At 40.5% G+C, this 22,440-nt stretch carries 25 protein-coding genes and 1 tRNA gene; 3 read left to right on the top strand and 23 right to left on the bottom strand.

What is annotated here, in order from left to right:
- Positions 1-96: 96 nt before the first annotated feature.
- The 8 genes from ACFPOH_RS14300 to ACFPOH_RS14335 all read right to left on the bottom strand — a co-directional run bounded on the left by ACFPOH_RS14300 (position 97) and on the right by ACFPOH_RS14335 (position 7,587).
- Positions 97-555: a hypothetical protein gene (locus tag ACFPOH_RS14300; protein ID WP_390310328.1), complete on the bottom strand. Its 459-nt coding sequence runs from the start codon at positions 553-555 to the stop codon at positions 97-99.
- Between the two features lie 287 nt (positions 556-842).
- Positions 843-1,469, bottom strand: coding sequence for a malonate decarboxylase holo-ACP synthase (locus ACFPOH_RS14305; RefSeq protein ID WP_390310330.1), 627 nt, complete (start codon positions 1,467-1,469; stop codon positions 843-845).
- Positions 1,466-3,151, bottom strand: coding sequence for a biotin-independent malonate decarboxylase subunit beta (gene mdcD, locus ACFPOH_RS14310; RefSeq protein WP_390310332.1), 1,686 nt, complete (start codon positions 3,149-3,151; stop codon positions 1,466-1,468). The genes ACFPOH_RS14305 and mdcD overlap by 4 nt, the downstream gene beginning before the upstream one ends.
- On the bottom strand, positions 3,129-3,440 hold the full coding sequence (locus tag ACFPOH_RS14315) for a malonate decarboxylase subunit delta (protein ID WP_016838819.1): 312 nt from the start codon (positions 3,438-3,440) through the stop codon (positions 3,129-3,131). The genes mdcD and ACFPOH_RS14315 overlap by 23 nt, the downstream gene beginning before the upstream one ends.
- A 17-nt stretch (positions 3,441-3,457) precedes the next feature.
- Positions 3,458-4,303, bottom strand: coding sequence for a triphosphoribosyl-dephospho-CoA synthase (locus tag ACFPOH_RS14320; RefSeq protein ID WP_390310333.1), 846 nt, complete (start codon positions 4,301-4,303; stop codon positions 3,458-3,460).
- A gap of 16 nt (positions 4,304-4,319) precedes the next feature.
- Positions 4,320-5,978 (bottom strand): malonate decarboxylase subunit alpha, encoded by a 1,659-nt coding sequence (gene mdcA, locus ACFPOH_RS14325; protein WP_390310335.1) that lies wholly within the window; start codon positions 5,976-5,978, stop codon positions 4,320-4,322.
- A gap of 14 nt (positions 5,979-5,992) precedes the next feature.
- Positions 5,993-6,913: a malonate decarboxylase subunit epsilon gene (gene mdcH / locus ACFPOH_RS14330; RefSeq protein ID WP_390310337.1), complete on the bottom strand. Its 921-nt coding sequence runs from the start codon at positions 6,911-6,913 to the stop codon at positions 5,993-5,995.
- A 14-nt stretch (positions 6,914-6,927) separates the two neighbouring features.
- On the bottom strand, positions 6,928-7,587 hold the full coding sequence (locus tag ACFPOH_RS14335; RefSeq protein WP_390310339.1) for a GntR family transcriptional regulator: 660 nt from the start codon (positions 7,585-7,587) through the stop codon (positions 6,928-6,930).
- Between the two features lie 213 nt (positions 7,588-7,800).
- Here ACFPOH_RS14335 and madL point away from each other — a divergent pair, with 213 nt between their 5' ends.
- Together madL and madM are read left to right on the top strand one after the other, a co-directional pair.
- Entirely contained in the window at positions 7,801-8,202 is a 402-nt protein-coding gene (gene madL / locus ACFPOH_RS14340; protein WP_342581865.1) for a malonate transporter subunit MadL, read from the top strand.
- Positions 8,195-8,956, top strand: coding sequence for a malonate transporter subunit MadM (madM, locus tag ACFPOH_RS14345; RefSeq protein ID WP_342580816.1), 762 nt, complete (start codon positions 8,195-8,197; stop codon positions 8,954-8,956). Before madL ends, madM begins: the two co-directional genes overlap by 8 nt.
- 230 nt (positions 8,957-9,186) lie before the next feature.
- Here madM and ACFPOH_RS14350 read toward each other — a convergent pair whose 3' ends face one another.
- From ACFPOH_RS14350 to ACFPOH_RS14385, 8 genes are all read right to left on the bottom strand, one after another.
- Positions 9,187-9,630: an NUDIX hydrolase gene (locus ACFPOH_RS14350; RefSeq protein ID WP_342470514.1), complete on the bottom strand. Its 444-nt coding sequence runs from the start codon at positions 9,628-9,630 to the stop codon at positions 9,187-9,189.
- An 87-nt stretch (positions 9,631-9,717) separates the two neighbouring features.
- A complete protein-coding gene (locus ACFPOH_RS14355) occupies positions 9,718-9,978 on the bottom strand; it encodes a hypothetical protein (RefSeq protein WP_342470515.1) in 261 nt (86 codons plus the stop codon).
- Positions 9,979-10,208: 230 nt separating this feature from the next.
- Entirely contained in the window at positions 10,209-10,730 is a 522-nt protein-coding gene (locus ACFPOH_RS14360; protein WP_342470516.1) for a DUF2812 domain-containing protein, read from the bottom strand.
- Positions 10,727-11,044 (bottom strand): PadR family transcriptional regulator, encoded by a 318-nt coding sequence (locus ACFPOH_RS14365; RefSeq protein WP_342470517.1) that lies wholly within the window; start codon positions 11,042-11,044, stop codon positions 10,727-10,729. Before ACFPOH_RS14365 ends, ACFPOH_RS14360 begins: the two co-directional genes overlap by 4 nt.
- Positions 11,045-11,326: 282 nt before the next feature.
- Positions 11,327-11,926 carry an HD-GYP domain-containing protein gene (locus ACFPOH_RS14370; RefSeq protein ID WP_342470518.1) on the bottom strand — a complete coding sequence of 200 codons (600 nt, stop codon included), beginning with the start codon at positions 11,924-11,926 and terminating at the stop codon, positions 11,327-11,329.
- 168 nt (positions 11,927-12,094) lie between these two features.
- A complete protein-coding gene (locus tag ACFPOH_RS14375) occupies positions 12,095-12,601 on the bottom strand; it encodes a YfiT family bacillithiol transferase (protein WP_342471189.1) in 507 nt (168 codons plus the stop codon).
- A 46-nt stretch (positions 12,602-12,647) separates the two neighbouring features.
- Positions 12,648-13,592, bottom strand: coding sequence for a tetratricopeptide repeat protein (locus tag ACFPOH_RS14380; RefSeq protein ID WP_342470519.1), 945 nt, complete (start codon positions 13,590-13,592; stop codon positions 12,648-12,650).
- Between the two features lie 93 nt (positions 13,593-13,685).
- On the bottom strand, positions 13,686-15,203 hold the full coding sequence (locus ACFPOH_RS14385) for a succinate CoA transferase (protein ID WP_390310343.1): 1,518 nt from the start codon (positions 15,201-15,203) through the stop codon (positions 13,686-13,688).
- A 267-nt stretch (positions 15,204-15,470) separates the two neighbouring features.
- Between ACFPOH_RS14385 and ACFPOH_RS14390 the strand changes: the two genes are divergently transcribed.
- A tRNA-Ala gene (locus ACFPOH_RS14390) sits at positions 15,471-15,543 on the top strand.
- A gap of 71 nt (positions 15,544-15,614) precedes the next feature.
- On the opposite strand, the gene ACFPOH_RS14395 is transcribed toward ACFPOH_RS14390, so the two are convergent.
- From ACFPOH_RS14395 to ACFPOH_RS14425, 7 genes are all read right to left on the bottom strand, one after another.
- Entirely contained in the window at positions 15,615-16,181 is a 567-nt protein-coding gene (locus ACFPOH_RS14395) for an NUDIX hydrolase (protein ID WP_342580812.1), read from the bottom strand.
- 68 nt (positions 16,182-16,249) lie between these two features.
- Positions 16,250-16,636 carry a hypothetical protein gene (locus ACFPOH_RS14400; protein WP_342580811.1) on the bottom strand — a complete coding sequence of 129 codons (387 nt, stop codon included), beginning with the start codon at positions 16,634-16,636 and terminating at the stop codon, positions 16,250-16,252.
- Between the two features lie 18 nt (positions 16,637-16,654).
- On the bottom strand, positions 16,655-16,864 hold the full coding sequence (locus ACFPOH_RS14405; RefSeq protein WP_342470523.1) for a helix-turn-helix transcriptional regulator: 210 nt from the start codon (positions 16,862-16,864) through the stop codon (positions 16,655-16,657).
- Positions 16,865-16,976: 112 nt separating this feature from the next.
- On the bottom strand, positions 16,977-18,296 hold the full coding sequence (locus tag ACFPOH_RS14410) for a GGDEF domain-containing protein (RefSeq protein WP_390310344.1): 1,320 nt from the start codon (positions 18,294-18,296) through the stop codon (positions 16,977-16,979).
- A gap of 432 nt (positions 18,297-18,728) precedes the next feature.
- Positions 18,729-19,259 (bottom strand): chromate transporter, encoded by a 531-nt coding sequence (locus ACFPOH_RS14415; protein WP_390310345.1) that lies wholly within the window; start codon positions 19,257-19,259, stop codon positions 18,729-18,731.
- 117 nt (positions 19,260-19,376) lie between these two features.
- Positions 19,377-21,011, bottom strand: coding sequence for a gamma-glutamyltransferase (gene ggt / locus ACFPOH_RS14420; RefSeq protein ID WP_342470527.1), 1,635 nt, complete (start codon positions 21,009-21,011; stop codon positions 19,377-19,379).
- Positions 21,012-21,698: 687 nt separating this feature from the next.
- Positions 21,699-22,313 (bottom strand): ECF transporter S component, encoded by a 615-nt coding sequence (locus ACFPOH_RS14425; RefSeq protein WP_390310347.1) that lies wholly within the window; start codon positions 22,311-22,313, stop codon positions 21,699-21,701.
- Positions 22,314-22,440: the final 127 nt, after the last annotated feature.

Here is a 22,440-nt window from a genome sequence, read left to right on the forward strand (position 1 = left end):
AATTCTGCAAGTACGCCCAAAAAAGGACAAACAGAATATTTGTAAACCAAAGATACAAAATACCCCAATTTATTTGGGTTTCTTTTAAAACTCTTTTTAATAAAAATCTAATTTTGCAAAACTCTCATTTAAAAATGGCAACTTTTTGAATTCATTAGTAATTTGGTGTCTTACAAAATTAGCTAAAGGATTAGCTTTTAAAGGTTTAGATTTTTCTACTAAATATTCATCCATTATTTTAACAATACCTTTTCTTATAGATACATCGTTTTCAATCATGTAATTTCTTAACCCCCATACCCCACTTCTCTTACCTTTTACTGTATAAAATAGGTCATTCCTATCTCCAGGTTTGCCTCTAAATACCCCTTCTTTGCTATCACTCGAATGTTGATAAATATTTCTTCGTACTTGTGCCTTCCAATCAGTATATTTATCTAAATTTATATTTCTTCTTTTTTCTATTTGGTCATAAATTTCTTCTAATGTGCCTGTTCCGCCAAGATCTTTCAAAGATTCAATAATCTCATTTAACCACATTGTTTTTACATCCACTTACTACACCCACTTTTTATTAACTCTTATTTTCAATTAAAAATTTTTTCTAACTTTAATTATAACCATAAATTCAAAAGTTTTTATTCAGCCCTAGTATTAAACAAAAAAAGAAACCTTTTAATTATTAAGGTTTCCAATGTTAACATGTATTTTTATAGTAATTTTCCAACAAACCTCCTATCACTCCCCACCATCATTTCCACTCTTACATGCCTTTTCCCTTATTGTCCCGTTTTACGAAGCAATCAACTTACAATAAAAAAAGAGACGCCTTCGCATCTCTTTTAATGATTTACAAGCAATCGAATTCGGTTTTCCACTGTCGTGCATAATTGGGGGCCAAATGGCGTTCTTATCACAAACCCTAATTTTTCGTGTTTTAAAAAGTCATGTAATAAAAACGCACCGACAGAAGCCAGTTCAACCTGTACGTCGACTCTTCGCTCCAACGTTTTTAAAAACTTCCCTACTTCTACTAGCAATTCCCTATCTATTACATCCATATAAATGCATACGTCAATATCGCTTCTTTCTGTCGTCACCGAAATACCCGTTGCGAGCTCAAATCCGACGCTTCCAGTCGGCCCCCATAGTAAGTTGAATTGTTCAAAATCCTCTTTTATTTTTTTCAAAGTGGGAAGATGTATTTTATTGGTATATCCTTCAATTCGATCCACTAAATCCACAGGCGTCATCACTTCTACAATACGGCTTTTATGAATAAACGTTCCGAAGCGTTGTTCTCTTGTATTGCCGCGTAAACCGATGGGAACCATATCGTCCATAATGGGCATTCTTCTGACTACCCCAAAGCTTTTCGCTGCAGGTGCATTAAACACCCAATCTGGAATCGGCGTTGTTTTTTCGAGAACATCAATGCTTTCAAATTTCACAATATCATGTACCTTCAATTCCATTGCGCCTCAATCATCTCTCTTACCTTAATCGAAGCCGCTCTGCCGCCGTTTTTAGCAATTTCAGATGTTAATCGGCAAGATAAATCTCGATCATTGTGCTTTTGAATGTCGTGATATGCGTCGATAATAGCATCCATTAACACCTTTTTGTCATCATCATTTGGATTTTTCCCATTTACCCCATCCAGCAATTGATAGAGTGCTCCAAGCTTTTGGAATGATTGGATATCATAAGCCATCGCCGGAACTTCCTTCGCTGCTTCATCCAGTTCTTCGATGGAACGCATCGTGATGATTGCCGCCGACTTTTTCGACATCACATGGACGTTGACGCCATCATCATTTAAAGCGATTAATCGGTTCCCTTGCATGCCATGGGACAAGAACGCCCCGGAAATCGCATTTCCAACAATCGCCGTCACAATTGGATGCCCTGCAAGTCTCGCTGTTGCATAAGCATCGATTGCCGCGGAACAAGCCAAATAAAGGCCGAGCAATTCTTCATGATAACCAAAGGCTTGGCTTGGTACATCGACAATCGGAATAATTAGCCGTTTTTCGGCTGCATCGCAGTCCTCATCAATCGCCTGCTGCACATATTTTGCGATGGTCCATCCTTCCAATAAACCAACTTCCCCTTTCCGGGCACGGTAATAAATGCTTTCCGGATTTGGTACAACCGCAATGACGCGTGCTTTGATGCCATTTATCGCTGTATCTGCTACTAATACCGACGGAACTTCACTTATGGACGGCTTCCCATCCGTTAATAAGTCGAACCACTTTCTCCCTGTGCTTTGTACAACTTCTGTTGGAACCGGCAATTCTGTATTTTGCCTTTCAGTTCCTGCCGCTAACAATTCCCTTGCAACTTCTGGCAATATTCTTTCTTCCAATGTACAAGATTTATATAACGATAAATAATAATCAATTTGTTTTGTTCTATTTTTGAGTTCAATTTCTCCGTTCCAAACGCTCAAAATCGCTTCTTTAAAGTTCTGTACATCATCTTCCACCAAAATATCAATCAATCCAGCTTCTTTGCGTGCTGCTCCACCAATCATTTTCCATATCAATGGGTTATTTTTGGAATCCAGTTCCCGAATGCCCGCTTCTTGCTGGATGACTTCCGGTCCGTTCATTCCCAATCGGCCTTCCCGCGTCATAATCAATGCACTGCATAGTCCCGCTGTTAACGACATGCCGCCAAACGATCCGATTTTTCCTGGAATGATGCCGACAACAGGCACATACTTGCGCAATTCCACGATGGCCGCACTGATTTCCGCAATGGAGAGCAAGCCGTAATTCGCTTCTTGCAAACGCACTCCACCTGTATCGTAAATGATAATAGGGTATATCCTATTGCCCTTCTTGCATTCTTTTAAGACTTTTTCCAATGTGCCTGCGAACTTGGCTCCCGACACTTCCCCAATTCCGCCGCCCTGGAATTTTCCTTCAATGGAGATCACGACGGCATCATTGCCATTCAGTTTTCCTTTTACAATAATCATGCCATCATCAAATTGAGGGACGATGTTTTGTTTTTCCAAATGCGGAGACCCAAACCGATCAAAAGGGCCTAAAATTTCATAAGCGCTTCCTTGGTCCAGCAGCTGGAATGCCCTTTCCCGCGCAAAACTTTCTACTAAACTATTCGTCATAACCTTTACCATTTCCACTCACCTCCACTGCTTGTGCCAAACGAAGGGAAACGATTCCCGGCGTTGCCCCGAAATCGTTAATCGTAATGCGGGCTGAAACATCATTTAGGCTGACAAAACGCTCGATGACTTTTTTCCACGTATCTTGGAAGCCCGTAATCCCCGTACGAATTTCAAATACTGCTTGATTATCATCAGTCGGTTCCACAAGCACTTCCAAATCACCTGATCCGACAACGCCAACATGGGCTCGATTTGTAATTTTCTTTGTTGCTGGAAACGAATATGTGAACTTCTCCACTCTACCTCTCCCCTTTTTTAGCTGGTTGTGACAACTGCCATTTGATGTGCATATTGCGTTTGACAAATTTTATAGATATAAATGGTGGCGGCCAGTAAATCAGCGCTCCCTCCTGGCGATAAATGCCGCTTCACAAATTGCTCATTCATGTCTTCCAGTTCTTCTAAATTCCCATTTTTCAGAACCTTCTTTGCGTACCGTTTGGCAAATATTAAACCTTCCATTCCGCCGCGGTGCAATAGGCACGTATCATCTAAATTTGCCATGAGCGCCAGTAACGCGCGAAACTTTGCAATCTCATAATTATAACGTTGTACCGATGACTTGAATTCCGGCAAACTGTAATGGCGAATGTGGGGAAAAGCCAGTTGTGCCTCTGCCTTCGCACCCAAAACTCCATATTTTTGAATCGCCTTCATGCCATTTGTCCGTTGAAAGGGAATAAAACGATCTTCGTAATGCGCAATTTCACCCGCAGTAAAACAAAGGGTCTCTTCATCGCACGCTCCAAAATGGATGGCTGCCGCGGCTGTTATTAATCCAAGGGACCAAATGGCTCCTTTATGGGTGTTGACGCCCTTTGTCACTTGAAACATCCTCATTTCGCCTTGTCTACCAATCTCACCGATTCTTTCCCGCAAATATTGAGAAGGCTTTTCACCATATGACTCAAAGGCCATTTGATAAAAGGTTTCTCGTAAACTTTGCGCTGACTCAATCATCATGTGATACGTTAAATCATCATGTGAACCTTGGTCATTTCGGTCCACAAGCCCAGGTTTAGGAGTTAGCGAGACTTCCTCAATGAGTGAGGCAACTGCTAATTCTGCTAATGTGGATGATAATTGGTATGCATCGATCACTTGTCTCCCCCTCTCCTTACCAACTGCGGAATCTAGCTGGTGGGTTGTACAATCCTCCTGACCATTGCACGAGTTCATCAATATTTTTAGCGGCAAGCAATGAACGTTTGGCATCAGAACGGCGAATTCCTAAGTCTTCAGGCATTGCAATAAGCCCTTTCTCTCGCAATTTTTCAGTTGATTTCGGATTATGCTCCATGCCAATCGGTGTTACCCCTGCAATCGCCGCAATCATTTCTCGTCTTTCAGCCATACTATCTGATTTGTAAAGGTAAGCAATTCCTTCCTCCGTCACAATATGTGTTACGTCTTCTCCATAAATCATCACTGGCGCCACTCGTAGCTTTGCCTGATCTTTAACATGAATAGCATCAAGAGATTCGACAAATACTGGCTTGTTTGCTTCTTGGAATGTTTCAGCCACTTGCACGACTAACTTTTTGCCTCTTGCCAGCGGATCATCAGAAGTTTTGAGATTATACCAAGCATCTGTTGCGTGTCTTCGTCCACCAGGGTTATGCCCCATATTCGGTGCTCCACCATAGCCGGCCACTCGCCCTCTCGTTACAGTGGATGAATTTCCTAAAGCATCCATTTGCAAAGTGGAGCCAATAAATAAATCCACTGCATATTGGCCAGCTAGTTGGGCTAAAGTTCGGTTTGAGCGAAGACTGCCATCTTTTCCTGTGAAGAAAATGTCTCTTCTTGCTTCAATATACTTTTCCATCCCTAACTCGCCGCCGAAACAATAGACGCTCTCGACCCATCCAGACTCAATTGCTGGAATCAGTGTTGGGTGGGGATTCAAAACCCAGTTCGTACAGATCTTCCCTTTTAACCCTAATGATTCACCGTACGTTGGCAACAGCAATTCCACAGCGGCTGTATTAAAGCCGATACCATGGTTTAACGATTTAACCCCATGCTTTTCGTAAATGCCGCGAATAATCATCATTGCTTGTAAAATTTGAATATCTGTAATGTGTCTCGGGTCTCTCGTAAATAACGGTTCCAGTTCATAAGGTTCATCTGCCACAACCACAAAATCCACCCATGAACTTGGAATATCAACACGAGGCAACTCATCGACAATTTCATTTACTTGCACAATGACAATGCCGTCACGGAACGCAGTAGCTTCTACCAATGTTGGCGTTTCTTCTGTATTTGGGCCAGTATAAAGATTTCCGTATCGATCTGCCTTATCTGCTGCAACAAGAGCCACTTGCGGAATTAAGTCTACAAACAATCGCCCATACAGCTCGATATACGTATGCAAGTCGCCTAATTCTATTTTTTCGTCTTCTATCATTTGAGCGATGCGGAGACTTTGTGGACCCGCATAAGAAAAATCTATTTTTCTGGCAATTCCATATTCAAATATATCTAAATGTTCCGGTCTTGAAATACTTGAAATAATCATGTGCAAATCGTGAACTTTTTTCGGATCCACTTGCACTAAAGATTTAGATAAAAACGAAGCTTGCTTTTGGTTATTCCCTTCCAGTACCACCCGATCGCCAGGTTTGATTAAGCGCTCCAAAACTTCTACTATGCGCTCGGTCGGAATAATCACTCCGTCAACAAGACCTTGGACGCTTTCGATCGTTTTCTTTTTCGCTTCGACTCTTGTAGTCCAAGATTTCCTTTCCATTTCCACACTTGAAATCACCATTTATGAACACCCCTTTATTGATTTGACATGACATATAAACAATCATCTATTCCATTCATTGAGACAGACAGCGTTTGAACAAGAGGAAATGCTTGTTGGGCCAACTTCGATAAAACATTCCCCGGCGGCATTTCGATCAAACATTTTGCTCCCATCTCATATAGCAAGTTGACGGCATCATGCCATCGAACCGGATAACAAATACTATTTGCCAAGTCTTCTTTTACCGCATCAGCCGTCGTTAATAATCTTGAATTGATGTTGCTTGATATCGGAATTTTCGGATTTTTCAGGTCGCAATGATCCAATTCCTTCATCAGTTCTTCACTGACCTGTTGAAACAGCGGACAGTGGGAAGGCGTCGATACATTTAACAGATGGGCTGACGCAGCGCCATTGGCTCTCACATATTCAATGACTTTTTCTAAACCCTTGATGGAACCGGACAAGGTTATTTGAGTTGGCGCATTTCGGTTAGAGACATATACCGGTTCTTTTTCATCGAATAACTCGTTAACGATTTCGGATAGTTTATATTCATCTAATCCTAATACGACAGCCATTCCGTACCCCAAATCATAGGCTTTTTCCATGAGTTCTCCTCGTTTGGTGACTAACTTTAATGCCGTTTCAAATGAAATAACGCCGGAAGCTACAGCTGCTCCAAATGCACCTACGGAATGGCCCGCAACAAAATGAGGGATTAGCCCATTTTTTTCAAACACTTTCAAGGCACTGACAGAAGCAATTAATAAACATTGTTGCACCGCCTTGGTTGAAGAGAGAGCTTCTTTCGTATGCAATGAATCAATGGAAATATTTAATATTTCTTCGCTTTCTTCTAAAATTTCTTTTACGGCTGGATCTTCAGGTAAATCATAGAGCATTCCTTCATATTGAGAACCTTGCCCTGGAAAGAGAAAAGCACTTTTCAATATAAGCCTCCTCTCTAGAATAAAATTTTACTAACATTTGTAATCACATCTTCCGTATGTTTGCGAAGCAGTGAAATAAATTCTTCTACTCTATTTTCTTTTAAAAACTCATACATTTTTCGATGCTCTGTTTTCGAGTTTTCTACCGCTTCCGTTAATGAAAAGTGAATGCTTTGAATTCGAATAAGAGGAAGGCTGATTTTACTATACACTTCTTCTAATACGGAACTTTCGCTAAATTTGATGAGCGTATAGTGATATGCGTAGTTAAGATATACGTATTGCAGTCGGTTGCAACAGTCATCCATTTCATCCAAAATAAGCTTCAATTCTTTTAATAAATCTTGTTTTTTATGTGGATCTCGAATTTTTTTCGCTGATAATAGCTCGATATTATTTCGAATATCTAATAAATCTTGAATTTCGGATAGTGTATAACCTTTGACAAAAGCACCTTTTCTTGGAATTCTTTCTATTAATCCTTCTGTAGTGAGCAAATAAATCGCTTCTCTAACTGGAGAGCGGCTGATGTTGAACAATTCGGCATAAGTGCTTTCAACAATTTTATCCCCCGGTTTTAATTCCCCTTTTAATATTTGCTCGATGATTTTTTCCGCAACCATTCTTGATAAAGCGTTATCTGATGGATAATTAATAAAAAATTCCATGTTCATCACTTCTCTATCCTATATTCTGTATTTTTTAAATATACAGTCGACTGTGTACATAAATCATAATACAGGAAATGCACATTTTCAATCGAAAATTCGTTTTTTTTCTGTTTAGTTCAAATTTATTATTGATTTATTTCTTTTCATGAAATATGATACTTACAAATATACAGTCGACTGAATATTCTATTAATTCACGAAAAGGGGTGTTAAATGTTGGTTATTTATGGTGTTGCCATTTTGGCTGGGTGTTTTTTGGTTGGTTCAATTGTCGGTGAATTCATTGGGGCATTGATGGGAGTCGATTCAAATGTTGGTGGCGTAGGAATTGCCATGCTGCTTTTAATCATTATTGTCGATAAGTTGATCAAAACCGGGAAAATTTCTAAACCTTCATTAGAAGGCTTAAGTTTTTGGAATCAGATGTATATTCCGGTTGTCATTGCGATGGCAGCCAGCCAAAACGTATTGGGCGCTTTAACAGGCGGTCCATTAGCCATTATTGCGGGGATCGGCGTTGTTGTAATTAGTTGGGCATGCGTTCCCCTGCTCAGCGGAAAAAAACATTCTGAATCAACTTTTCATGAAGCCATCGTGAGGGGGGAAACGGATGCTTGATTTAATCAAAAATGTATTTGCAAATAATGGATTGATTACCGCATTTGTTGTAGTCGGATTAACGATGTGGTTTGCTTATTTCATATCCGATAAATTCACAAAAGGCAGGATTCATGGCTCCGCTATTGCCATTGTGATTGGTTTGGTATTGGCCTACTTTGGTGGGGTAGCCACTGGCGGCTCGAAAGGAATTGCAGATGTAAGCGTTTTAGCAGGAATGGGCTTTTTAGGAGGCAGTATGTTAAGAGATTTCGCCATCGTTGCCACTTCCTTTGGTGCAAACTTTGATGAAATTAAAAAAGCCGGTTTTAGGGGCGTCATCTCCCTGTTTATCGGCGTCGTGTTGTCCTTTATTGTAGGGGTGATCTTCGCATTTGTGTTCGGCTACCGGGATGCGGTGAGCATTACAACCATCGGCGCCGGAACCGTTACGTATATTGTGGGTCCGGTGACAGGCGCCGCATTAAATGCGGGTTCAGAAGTGATTGCCATCAGTATTGCAGCCGGCTTAGTAAAATCCGTATTAGTGATGATCGGCACTCCATTTGTCGCCAGATTCATCGGTTTAAATAATCCAACGTCTGCCATGGTTTATGGCGGATTAATGGGGACAACTTCCGGCGTAACGGGCGGTTTGGCAGCAACTGATCCTAAGTTGGTTCCTTATGGCGCTGTTACAGCCACATTCTATACGGGTTTAGGCTGTCTATTGTGTCCTACTCTCCTATTTTTAATTACAGATACTTTCTTGTAATCGATTGGAAACCATAGCACCTCCTCTGTAATGCATCACTCTTACAGGGAGGTGCCAATCAATGATATACGTTGTTTGAATTCGGGTTTATCGCTTTTGAAAACAGAAAAGAGCCACTAAATATAATTTTCTCAATTTTGGAATGTACCTGTTCGAATGCCGTTGGTGTTGGAAAAGGTGCATTCTTTTTGACGTCCCAAAAACAGAAATCAAACAATACACTAAACTTACTATAAACTCCCGAGTCGCTCAATAAACATACGATGACTTCCCACCATATTCTCCGGCAGACGGTCCCTATGGAAAAAACGGACTTCGAGGGTTTCAGCGTGCTGAAATTGAAGGGTTCCTCCGAATTCCTCGGTGTAAAACACGGCGGTTACACTGTAAAATTCATCTCCGTTTGGGGCTTTTGTATAAAATTCTTTTCCTGAAAAGACGTGCAGGAGTTGCAAATTTCGGATCTCGAGGCCAATTTCTTCCCGCACTTCCCGCTCAGCCACTTCTTCAAAGCTTTCCCCAAGCTCCATCAATCCTCCTGGCAGCCCCCATCTTCCTTCAGGGCGTTTTTGCAAAAGCACTTCTCCCTTTCCATTGCCGATGATCACCACTGAACCCGGCAAAATCAATGGTTTTGTCCCTACATATTGTCTCAAAAACTTATAATACTCCATGGCTGAATCTCCTTGTTGCCTTATAATGAACCGGCACATTATCTACCTCATATTTTGACCCTTTTTCTTCTTCCTGATGGCTGAAATCTATTTTTCTTGCCCTGCGGCTTCCTCCGCTTCCACTGCCTTTTCCCCTCTTAATCCCAAAACAATTAATAGGATACCCAGGATTAATTGAAGAACGCCCAATATATACGGCACCAAGTTTCTCGTCCAATATACATTATAGAAAAAATTCTCAATCGTATATCCTGCTGAATGAATGGTGATGGCCGCATGGACAAGCCCAAACAATATCGATCCCGACAAAATGAAAATCGCTCCAAGAAGTATTTTCAATAATTGCAAATCATTCACCTACTTATATTAAGAGAAATCTATCTTCTCAAATATACGGCAGGTTTGATAAATTTTCCATCCTCTTTTCTATCTACAAAGCCATTGTAAAATTCTTTTTTCTTTTTACTTCCAAGGAACTATTCCATTAACCGCCAACTTTTTATACCAAACTGTGATCCATCATATTTTTTCACAAAAAAGTCCCCCTTCCATCAACGGAAGAGGGCTTTTTCTTTCCCTCAAAGTTCCTGCAATTTCTTTTTATTCTTGTTGATTTTCATCATCGGAATGGATAAAAGCACCGCCACAAACAAATTGAAGAAGGCAACCACTCCATGCATAACCCCTGTGTCCGATTGCCCCAACAACGTGAAATTCGTCCCTGCACCGGCAATGTTGGCCAAAAAAAGAACAAGAAACGTATTTAAGATGCGATTAAGATAGGTTATTTTGGAGCTTGCATCCGTATACAGTTCAAACGTTCCTTCACTTGCCGGCTTTTTCACATAGATCCAGCCAAAGAATTCATGCACAATCGTCGCGCCGCTGTCCTGAAGGAACTCAAAATATTCCGCTTTCTCTTTCTTCGATAAGTTCCCCAAAAACTCATTACGGTAAATAAATGTGCCAGGCTCGCCCTTTGTAAATACAAAACGTCCGGTTGTAAATTTCTCAAGGTGCCATCCTTCTTTTGCCATTTCATTGATCCATTTTTCTTCTTTTTCATAGTCCAGAAAAAAACGATATTTCACCTTTCTCATTCCGATTGCCCTCCTTTGGTTATGAATAATCCGTTATGATACAGCTCCGCCAGCCGCCGGATTTCCGCTTCCACTACTTGCTTTCCTTCTTCCGTAATGACGTACTCCTTTTTCCGTCCTTCCTCTTCCAATGGCTGGATCCATTTCCGTTTCACAAGGGATTTGATGGCTCCATAGACGGTGCCCGGTCCAAGTTCCACCCTTCCTTTGCTCAGTTCGGAAACATATTGCATGATTCCGTATCCATGCCGTGGTTCATAAAGGGCCAAAAGTATATAATAGACTCCTTCTGTCAGAGGCGTTTTTTCATCCATTTTCGCACCACCTATCGTCATCCGATATATCGTCTGTTGATATAAATATATCAGGTGCCGATATATTTTTCAATCACTTTTTTCCTCCAAACAAAAAACCCTTTAACCTGCTTTGGCAAACGGTTGAATGCCTGATTATTGAAGCCAATAAAAAAACCACTTTTGCACTTCTGTCACCTCATATTGGAAAGCCTCCCCTTAACGAAAGCCCATCTAAAAGGTTTCAAAGTGAAAGTGGTTATAAATACTTTTCTTAGAAATTGGATTACTAATACAAAATGCCTATCTGACAAAAACGGATTGAACCGTGCTCTCAAAATCTTTCTTTTCCATCCATCTTAAAAATTCCTTCGCCAATGTCGGATCAAATTGGGTTCCGGTATTTCTTTCGATTTCTTCGTATGCTTCCTTCCATGTGAACGGTTTACGGTATGGCCTTAATCCGGTCATGGCTTCAAATGTATCCGCCAAGCCCAATAACCGGGAAAGAAAAGGAATTTCTTCCTTTGCCAAACCATACGGATACCCCTTTCCATCCCAACGTTCATGATGGAATAAGGCCAGTTGGGATATCTCATCGGATAATCCATTATTCTCCAAAATCTCAAATCCATACAAAGGATGTTTTTTGATCTGTTCATATTCTTCATCTGTCAATTTTCCATTTTTATTTAAAATATCACCATCGATTTTTATTTTGCCGATATCATGCAGCAAAGCGCCAACTTCCAACTTTTTTCTCTCATTTTTTGACAAACCCAGTTCCTTTGCAAAAAACACTGCGATTTTTGTCACTCTATTCGAATGATGAAATGTCAGCGGATCCTTTTCACCCAGTTCTCTCATCAATTTGCAAAACACACAATATAGTTCCTGTTTCATAAAGTTCGCCTCTAAAATTTTAATCATGAACAACATTAATAAATGGGGTTTGCATAGTCAACTTTATTGTTTTGAAAAAAACCGATGATTTTCCAATATTGAACCTTTTGTGTCAGACTGGTTGTTTATAAAAACCCGGCCACCGAACTTTGACATGCCCATCGGATATTATGACAATGCTATTCTGATATGGGTCAAATGATGTTCCTCATGCCAATATAATTTCGCAAATTCAGCTCCCACGGCCGTTTTTCCGTTGATTGGATGGTTATAAGTACGGTTGATTTGTTCCTCCGTCAGGCTTTTTCCCAATGAAACAATCCGCTCATTCAATCCTTCGATGATTTTTATGGAACTTTCCACCGAAAGATCCGTATCCGGCAAGACTGCCCAAATATTTTCATCGAATACCGCCACATCGGGATTGTCATCCGTCAGTGCCAGCTTCAAACGTATGTACATGTGCACTTGGGCATCCGCAATATGGTGGACTAGCTGGCGGACAGTCCAAGAACCTTCGCGATACGTTTTATTCAATTCTTCCTCATTCAATACGCCCACCGTTTCTCTCAAGCGAATCGGAAATGTTTCAATGTCCTTTAACCATTTCTGTACCTGTTCCAGAGTCACTTTTTCAGGAACTTTCAATTCCCCAATCGGGTATCGTACATCCACCATATCATCCACTCCCTATTTATGATTGTGTCTGACTCCCTGCCGCTTATATTTTTTTGTATTCAGGATGCCCATGTTGCTTGCATCCAAACAAATAGCACCCGCCGGTAAAATAAGCGGCAAACAGGAATTTCGGAATATACCCCGAAACCAACTTCTCTTTCAATTGTCCATAATAATCGATTTCTTCCCTGCAGGTTTCTATCAACTCTTTCCGATCATTCTCCGTCCAGTATTCATCCGTTTCCTCTTGCAACACTTCTTCTATTCTTTTGTTTGTTGTTGCAATTGCCTCTTTGATCACTTCATCCAGCCGGGATAAACGGTTCATCTTATACAAAGCATAAGCGAATCTGCTGATCCAATAAGGACTGCTCAAGCTATCATTGCATCCTTTTTCAAACCAATAAATCGCTCCATTGTAATTATTTATCTCAATATATAAATCGGCAATTTCAATTTCTCCTATAGAACTCTCCGATTTTTTGTTCCGGAAAAAACAATCCAATGCTTCTTTTGCATCTTGGAATTTTCCCAAATCGATCAAACATTTTATATAGCAATACATTGAAAGGTCGGCATCTTCTTCTGAAATATCCGGATCTTCCGATGACTGCAAATAATATTTCGCAGCAGGTTCCATTTCACCCAGTTGATAATAAACCGCCGCCAAATTGATTCGCGCTTCACTGGAAGGTTGAATCGATATGGACTTCTCCAATGCCTCTTTTGCTTCTTTCCAATTTTCCCGTTTAATATGGATTTCCCCCAAAATGTTATAAGGGAAACGAGACGCGGGATTCAATGCAACCGCTTCTTGAATCAGTTCAAAGGCTTGATCAACGTCCTCTTCTTCATAAAGATACATCCATGCAAGATTATTCAATGCTTGCACATCTCTATATTGATTTAATGCCTCATGGAACAGGTCCATCGCTTTCCCGTATGCATTTCGTTCATAATATTCAATCGCTTTTTGATTCAGATTCAATTAAGTACCCCCAAATATCCCCTCTCTATTCTCCTTATAAAATATAAGAAAGGGTTACGTTGTACAATATGCGTAACCCTTTCTCAACTTACATTATTTTACTTCTGCTTCTTCAAATAACATTGTACCTTTTTCTTTGTAATGTTGATGGAAGGAGAAGGCTTTTTCTAAGATATGAGGTGTTTGACCACCCACTTTTTCTTTCGCTTCTTCAAAGTATGCACGCAATTGAGGTCTGTATGTTGGGTGAGCAATTTCAATGATTTTTTCTGCTCTCTTCACTGGAGGAAGTCCGCGAAGATCTGCATAACCTTGTTCAGTGATGATTACGTCTACATCATGTTCTGTATGGTCAACATGAGAAACGAATGGAACAATTGCTGAAATTGCTCCGCCTTTTGCTAAAGAAGGCGTTACGAAAATAGTAATTCTTGCATTACGCGCAAAATCACCAGAACCGCCGATACCGTTCATAATATGTGTGCCACTTACATGAGTAGAGTTTACGTTACCGTAAATATCCACTTCCAACGCAGTGTTGAAGGAAATAACCCCTAAACGGCGGATCACTTCTGGATTGTTGGAAATCTCTTGTGGTCTGAACATGATTTTATCTTTATATTTTTCCAAGTCTTCCGCTAATGAATCAACACGTTTTTTGGAAAGTGAGAACGCAGTACCGGAAGCGAATTTCACGATACCCGCATCAATCAAGTCAAAGATACCGTCTTGCAACACTTCAGAGTGCACAATTACATCTCTGAATTGCGCATCTTTCATGTTTTTAAGAACCGCATTGGCAACAGAACCTACACCTGATTGCAGTGGAGCCAATGAAATTGGCAATCTTCCTTCTTCCACTTCTTTGTTCAAGAAGTCGATCAAGTGGTCTGCAATCGCTTGTGTTTCTTCATTTGGTTCGAATAGAGGTGAAGGAATATCCGGCTCTTCAGAAATGATAACACCTTTTACTTTTTCCGGATTTACACGAATTCCAATTTCACCGATTCTGTCGGAAGCATTGTAAAGTGGAATGTCTTTACGTTCACCTTGTTCCTTTTGGATAAAAATGTCATGTAAACCTTCATACGCTCTAGGAGCAGCGATATTCACTTCGATGATAACGTTTTCAGCTTTTTCGACAAAAATCGGAGAGTTACCTACAGAACCTGTCGGAATGATAAGTCCATCCTCTGTGATTGCTGCCGCTTCAATAATCGCGTAATCGATTTTTCCTAAAGTGCCTTTGCGCACTTCTTCCGCTGTATGAGATAAATGTTGGTCGATATAATACATTTCGCCGGAATTGATTTTCTTACGCATTACAGGGTTTGCCTGATATGGAACGCGCAAGTTTACGATATCCGCTTCCGCCATTGCCTGGTCAGCAGCTGGACCCAAAGACGCGCCTGTATACACATTCACTTTGAATTTTTCTGTTTTACCGCGCTCTGAAAGTGCTTTTGGGAACACTTTTGGCTCACCAAAAAGAGTGAATCCGCTCATACCAAGGTTCATGCCATCTTTGATCCAAGACGCCGCTTCCTCGGCAGAAACGATTTTGTCTAAAAATGCTTTGTTTCTAATAAATTGGCTTAAGTCTTTTTCCATCAACTAGTCACCTCGTATATATAGTAATTTTAAGAATTCACTTTACCATTTACGAACATAAAATACACAAAATTTTCCATTTCAAGTTTTTGAACATTTTATGAACAAGCCCTTTAATTTCAATTGTAAAGATGTATTATACGTTCGTCTAATAAAAGATTTTTATGAATATAATAGAAAAAAACTATCGTTATACAGAAATAACTGATTTTTATAGTTTAACCATATTGAAAAATTTTATGAAATTGCATATAATACTCTATGAACGGGGCATTAGCACAGTTGGGAGTGCGCTACGCTGGCAGTGTAGAGGTCACCGGTTCGAGCCCGGTATGCTCCATAAAAAAGAACCGCAAAATCGATTGCGGTTCTTTTTATTTTGCACAGTATAATATTTTTCTACAAAATCTATTATTTATTCTGTAATAAACGCAATTTTTCGTTCAACTTGCGGTACACCACTTGCAAATCCCTTTCCGTGCTCGCTTCCACCGCTTCATCCAATGCAAACCACTTCACATCGCTGTTTTCATCCGGCTTGATGTGCAATGTTTCCAGTTCATCGGCTTCCAATAAATAAGTGGCATTCAAATGCACATGCGTTGCCACATGTTTTCCCCGTTTTTCATGGGCTGCGACGCCTAAAATTTCTATTGAGAATATGTCATTCAATACGGGGTTCACCTGCTTCAGTCCCGTTTCTTCCTTCGCTTCTCTGATGGCCACTCTCAATAAGTCGGCATCTCCGTCCGCATGCCCCCCAACCCAAGACCATGATTGATAAATGTTGTGATAGATCATCAACACTTTTGTACGGTCTCTGTTCACGATCCATGCAGAAGCGGTAAAATGGGCGAATTCATTCTCCCTCGTCAGTAAATTATCAAACGTATCCATATAGCGGAGAATGAGTTCTTTGTCCTTCTCTTCCTGTGCATTATAGGGAATGTAGTTTTCGATTTGTTGGCGTAAATCCATGTTGATTGCTCCTCTAGTATATTCTTTATTTTATCATGCAGAAAAAGTACAAATATTCTTTTGAACTATCAATAACGTTTCGACAGTACAACGAAAGATGAAAAAACCGTTATCATGATCAACGTCGCCAATACGCACACAGTCTGATAACCGTTTAAAAGGAGTACATTAAATTCAAACAGCAGCATCAATACTAATATATATCCCATAATAAAAAAATAACTTACAAACATTCCTTTTTCCCGAATCCGTTTGGAACGTTCATCATTGGCCTTGAATTGGGGATATAAATAGGCGTTGCAAAGTGTGACGATACTGAGCCCAAACAACATAATTTCATGCCCGGCTGGAAACTTGCCAAACGTAAGCGAAACTATGCTTATCAAAACACTGGATAAAAGAAGCAGAAATCCAACAATCCAAAATACAATTTGGCTTGTTTTATCCCCCTTCATATGTTTCACCACCTTCATCTACTTTTTAAAATCTTTTTCTTCCAATATGAAAATATCTTCAACCTTTGAATCGAACAATTTGGCGATCATCAATGCCAACGGAAGAGAAGGATTATATCTTCCCTTTTCAATGGAAATGATGGTTTGTCTCGATACCCCCAACAGTTCAGCCAACTTGTCCTGCGAATATCCGAATTCTTGTCTGAACTTTGCTAGATGATTTTTCAAGTTTTTTCCTCCCTTAATATAAAGGATAATGTAAAATAAGCTTTACGTCAAGCACCCTTTACAATAAAAAATTCCAAAAAAATTTGGACGCCTTATAGACGTCCAATTCCCATTATTCGTGGTCTTTTTGAAAGATGGCATATTGGCCTTTCCCTTTTTTCTTTGCGGCATACAAAGCCATATCCGCCTTTTTATACAGCATTTGCTTTGTATCCCCATCATCCGGATAAAAGGAGATGCCGATACTGGCGGAAACCCCTGTTTTATTCACATCCTTATATTGTTCAATGAAATCATTGATTTCTTTAATGATGTTCCTCGCCACTTCTTCCGCTTCTTCATCTGTCGTGGAGTTCAGGATAACGACAAACTCATCGCCTCCGTAGCGATAAACCGCACCGTTCTTTGGAATGACCGAACGGATAATATTGGCCACTTGTTTCAGAAGCGTATCACCTGCCTGATGGCCCAAATCATCATTCACCACTTTAAAATAATCCAAATCGATCATGAAAAATGCCGTTTTCTTTCCTTTTTTCGCCTTTACCGCTGACTTTAATTCATCAAAGGCGGAGCGGTTTGCCAGTCCCGTCAATCGGTCATGGTAGGCCAAATACATCGGTCTTGCAATGACAAAGGAAATTACAAAAACAAAGCTGAAGATAATGAACAGTTGAACGATAAACATTTTTCTGTATTGGACCAGATTGGCGCTCCAAAGTCGATCATCATAGATGATTTCTATGACTTTGTTCTGGGCGAAATCTTCATCAAAAATCGAATCGTAATATATGTACCGGAAAGTGGCCGTTTTGCCCCGCCAATCCCCTTTTAGTTCATTCGTTTCTTTTGAAGTCAACGTCGCTTCGAAGGATTCACGCTCTTTTTTCGTCAAACTTCTTTCGTTGAGCGACTTACCCAAAGCCAGTCCGCCAATATTTAAAATGTTGACATCGTAAATATAGGGATATAATTTTTTTAATTCATCAATGGTGTAAAAAAAATTGAAAGCATTGTAAACGGCGTTTTCATTTAAATTGTAGCTCAATTCAATAATATATTTTTTATCGGGCGTAGCCATATAACTATATTTTTTTACATTCCCCGTTTTTTGTTCGATATCCATCGCATCATGATAAAATTGTCCCGACTCTCTCCGTTTATCCAATAAAGACGCAAGTTTTTGGCAACAATCATTAAAATCGAGTCCGATATCATCCGGAAAACTGCCATGAGTGATCACATTTTCTTCGTTGATGATATAAATGTGCATCCCCAATTGTTTATATAATTCCTGAAAATCCCATTCATCAAAATCCGGATTTTCATTATACACCCGGATAATCTTGCCCGTATTTTCTTCCATTGCAACAGCGGTGTTTTTATCCAACAGTTGAATCGCTTTTTCATAAGTTTCGATAGAATCTTTCATTGTTTTTTCAATCCTGGTAAATTCCAATTCATTTTCCTCTATTGTTTGATCCCTTAGGTGTATATAGTTTATGACCGCTATCAACGACGAACTAAGTATGGATAAAACAACGATAATCACAATTATTTTGAATCTTAAATTAATCATCGATCTCACCACGTGCCCACTCAAATTCTATCGACCTTGCCACCTCGATAGTAAAATCATGCTTTTATTAACAACTATCATTCATTATATATAACTATCAGCTCAATTCAAATGTCTAATTAGTAAAAATTTTTTAAAACTTTATTACTATGACTAAAAATTTACAAAGACTTTGTTACTACCAATAATGGTTTTTATCATTTTTATGTTTTTTATAGTAAAAACAGTGAATAAAATGGAAGGCCTCCGAATGGATGCCCCCCAAAAACTTGTCTATTTCCCTATTTATAAAAATATACCGCCAATTCCCAGTCCAATCATTACCACATAAACAGGATGAACGTTGAATTTTTCAAGGGCAATATATGCTCCCGCGATGAGTAGGAATGTGGCAATCAATCCGATCATGTCATAGGAAGTTTTCGCAAAATCAAAAGTCATTTCCGCAAGCAATACCGCAATCGCCGGCAGCACGAAGCTGGACAGCCTTTTCACCCTTTGGGATTGGCGATAGCGGTATAAAATGTTGAGCAAAATCAGCATTGCCATTAGTGAAGGGCCAACCGTCGCAAACAAGGCCACAATCGCTCCCAGAATACCTCCAACTTCATAGCCGATGTATCCGGCCATTTTCGTTGCAATCGGCCCGGGCAAAGCATTTCCCAATGCCAGCACTTCACTGAATTCCGTTGTTGTCATCCAACCATACTTATCCACCACTTCATGCTCAATTAAGGGAATGGAAGCCGGGCCTCCGCCAAAGCCCAATATGCCGGAACGGAAGAAGGCAATAAAGATTTCTTTCTGCCTTGCCATGATTGATCCCCTTTCAAGTCAGAAAACTTTCCATTTTATTGTGGTTAGGGTTCAAATGATATACTCAACTTGCCCATCGTTTTAATAAAAAATCCATTTTCAGTTTCTTATTTCCCGCTAATATCCCAAAGCCACCCCATCTCCACGGGGATCCGCACCGCCAAATTTGACGCCTTTTTCATCGATGTAAATAGCTCCGGCATGGCCCATCAGTTCCGTCAACTCTTCCATCGTTTCCACTTCATGGCCGAACGCTTCCAATTCTTTACGCACTTTTTCCGGAATCCTGCTTTCCATTTTTAGCGTATTGGAAGTTGCTCCCCATGTTCGTCCATATAGAAATCTTGGAGCTTCGATGGCTTCTTGCACATTCATGCCGTAATCGATGATACGCGTTGCAAGCAGCGATTGGGTTTGGGGCTGCCCTTCACCGCCCATTGTTCCGTAAAGCAGCACCGGCTTTCCATCCCTCATGAGCATTGCGGAATTGAGCGTATGGAAGGAGCGTTTACCTGGTTGCAAAGAATTTACGTGCTTTTCATCCAGAGAAAAGAAGCAGCCCCGATTTTGGAATAACACCCCTGTTCCTTTTGGAATAAAGGCGGAACCGAACTCATGGTAAATACTCTGGATGCAGGAAACCGCATTGCCTTCTTTATCCACTGCCGCAAACCATACGGTATCGCCTTTCGGATCCAAGGCGGACAATGTCGAAACATGCCTGCTTTTCATTATTTTCTCGGCAAACGCAGCACCCCGATCCGGACTCAGCAATTCCCTCAACGGAATGTCGTGGAAAGCCGGATCTGTCAAGTAAGCGTCCCTGTCCCGGAAAGCGTATTTTATGGCCTCCACCAGTAGATGGTAGTACTCTGCTGTACCTTCCCCAATCTCTTTTAAATTCACATGATTTAATATATTTAAGATGGATAAGGACGCCATTCCCTGCGTATTCGGCGGCAGATTATAGGCCATATATCCTCGATATGGCAAGGAAATCGGTTCGACCAATTCACTCGTATGATTTTTGAAATCTTCCCTCGTCAATATGCCGCCGTGCTTCTGCAAATCTTCCGCCATCCGATCCGTCAATTCACTATCGTAAAAATAGTCCGCCCCATTCTCTGCAATGAGCCCCAGCGTAATCGCCAAATCTTCCTGGATGAAGACGTCTCCCACTTCATATGGCTTGCCATCCTTTAGGAAGATGCGGGCAAACTCTTCAAATCGGCCCAATGCCCGGAAATTTTGGTCCTCTTCATCCAAATTGACTTTCGTCCAATGGTGCTGGCTTGGCGTTACCGGGAATCCTTCCTTGGCATAGTGGATCGCTTGTTGCAGCAACTTGCGCCATGATAGTGTGCTTCCCATTGCCTTTTGTCCGTACTTATAAGCCGTGTCCCACCCTCGGACCGCTCCTGGCACCGTGTTTGCCGCAAGCGGTCCACGGGCGGGAATGGAATCATATCCTTTGGAACGGTAAAATCCGATGTTTGCTTTTTTGCCGGACCTGCCACTGCCGTTAACGGCTTTCACTTCTTTCGCTTTGGCATTATAAATAAGCCAAAAATTGTCTCCCCCAATGCCATTCATGTGCGGGTAAACCACCGCAATTGTCGAAGCCATCGCTATTGCCGCTTCGATTGCGTTTCCCCCCTCCTTTAAAATGGAGAGGCCCGCCTGTGATGCCAAATAATGTGGCGAAGTTACCATGCCATTCAACGACATCGTTGCCGCTCTATATTGAACCATCCACTCATTTCCCCCTTCCTCAAATCTACGTAATTTTCATTTTATTCTGTAAATTTGAATTGTAAAGACACAAATAGATTTTTTATCATTTTATGGAGAAATTTAAGTATTTTTGGTAAAGTTTCCAGCGTTTTTCCGCAAATCCGCCAATGCCAGAAACGGCTTTCCGCTTTCTTCTTTAATCATCGAGAAAATCTGCTTGGTTTATTCTTGAACCTTCGACAATCAAAAAGACATTTCTCGGGAAATAATTCAAAAATTCCTCTTTTTTCACAGGAAATGGATTTCTTTTTCTGCCATTTGCAACGATTTCTGTATTCTTTACTCAAAAATAAGAGACCAGCCGAACAAAATTCGACTGGTCCCTTTCATCTATTTCCTTCATTCATAACCACACGCAATTACATATTTTAATAGATTTATTGAAACTTTCAAAGGAATTAGCAAAAATCATGAAGAATTTTTTATTTGCAAGCCAGATGTGCCAAAGTTTATGATATTCCAAATCTACTCGTCACTATGTTTTTGCCATCCTCATGGTCTTATGAATCGGATTTTATCTTTATCGGAAGAAAATCAAACAAAAATAAGTTCATCAAAAAATAAGTTCATCAAAAAAGGAAAAGGATTTCGGGATTCCCCGTCTCCTTTTCCTTTTTTCATCCGTACTGTTTTCAAGCAACCCAATCAATATTTATTCGCCACTTTCAACAATGGCGGAACCACCAATGCTGCGGCAAAGGCAGCCAGTGTCGCCTCGGCGATGCCGTTTGTGAAAAATACCATTAAAACGGCCGCAATAATTCCGCTTATCCCATCCGCATTGACCGCTTTTGCATACGCATCATGAAAGATCAAAGCGATCGAACCCATGATTAGAAAAGTGTGCAAAACGGTGGTCAGCAAACCTGTCAGAAATAAAGACCATTTCTCCTTCGACAATACCTTTTGAAGCGTTTTATTAAGATAATATGGGACAACCCCAACGATCACCCTTGGCACGATGGCAATAAACAACGCCCATATGCTGCCATGGCTTGTCCCCAAAACCGGAACGGCCGGAGAAAAGGCGAAGGATAAAAGCGTCGGAGCCATCGTATTGGTGACGACACTCGAAATTCCAAAGGCAAGCCCCAGAAATGCCCCGATTCTCGGACCTAATATAATCGAGGCGATAATGATTGGAACATGGATGATTGTTGCTTTGATCACTCCTAGATGGATAAATCCAATAGGTGTTAGAGCAAATAATAGGATGATTGCCAAAAACACAGTGGTCAATGTAAACTCTCTTATTTTCATTGTGAAACCCCTTAGTGTAAGTTATTGTTGGAAATAGACGTATTCTATAAGATTTTCCCATACATGCCCGAAACTGTCATTCATCAAATATTCCTCAAAATGAAAGGCCGCTTGGAAGGAGTGTCCC

The sequence above is a fragment of the Ureibacillus suwonensis genome (assembly GCF_042655065.1).
In the GTDB taxonomy this organism is placed as follows: domain Bacteria; phylum Bacillota; class Bacilli; order Bacillales_A; family Planococcaceae; genus Ureibacillus; species Ureibacillus suwonensis.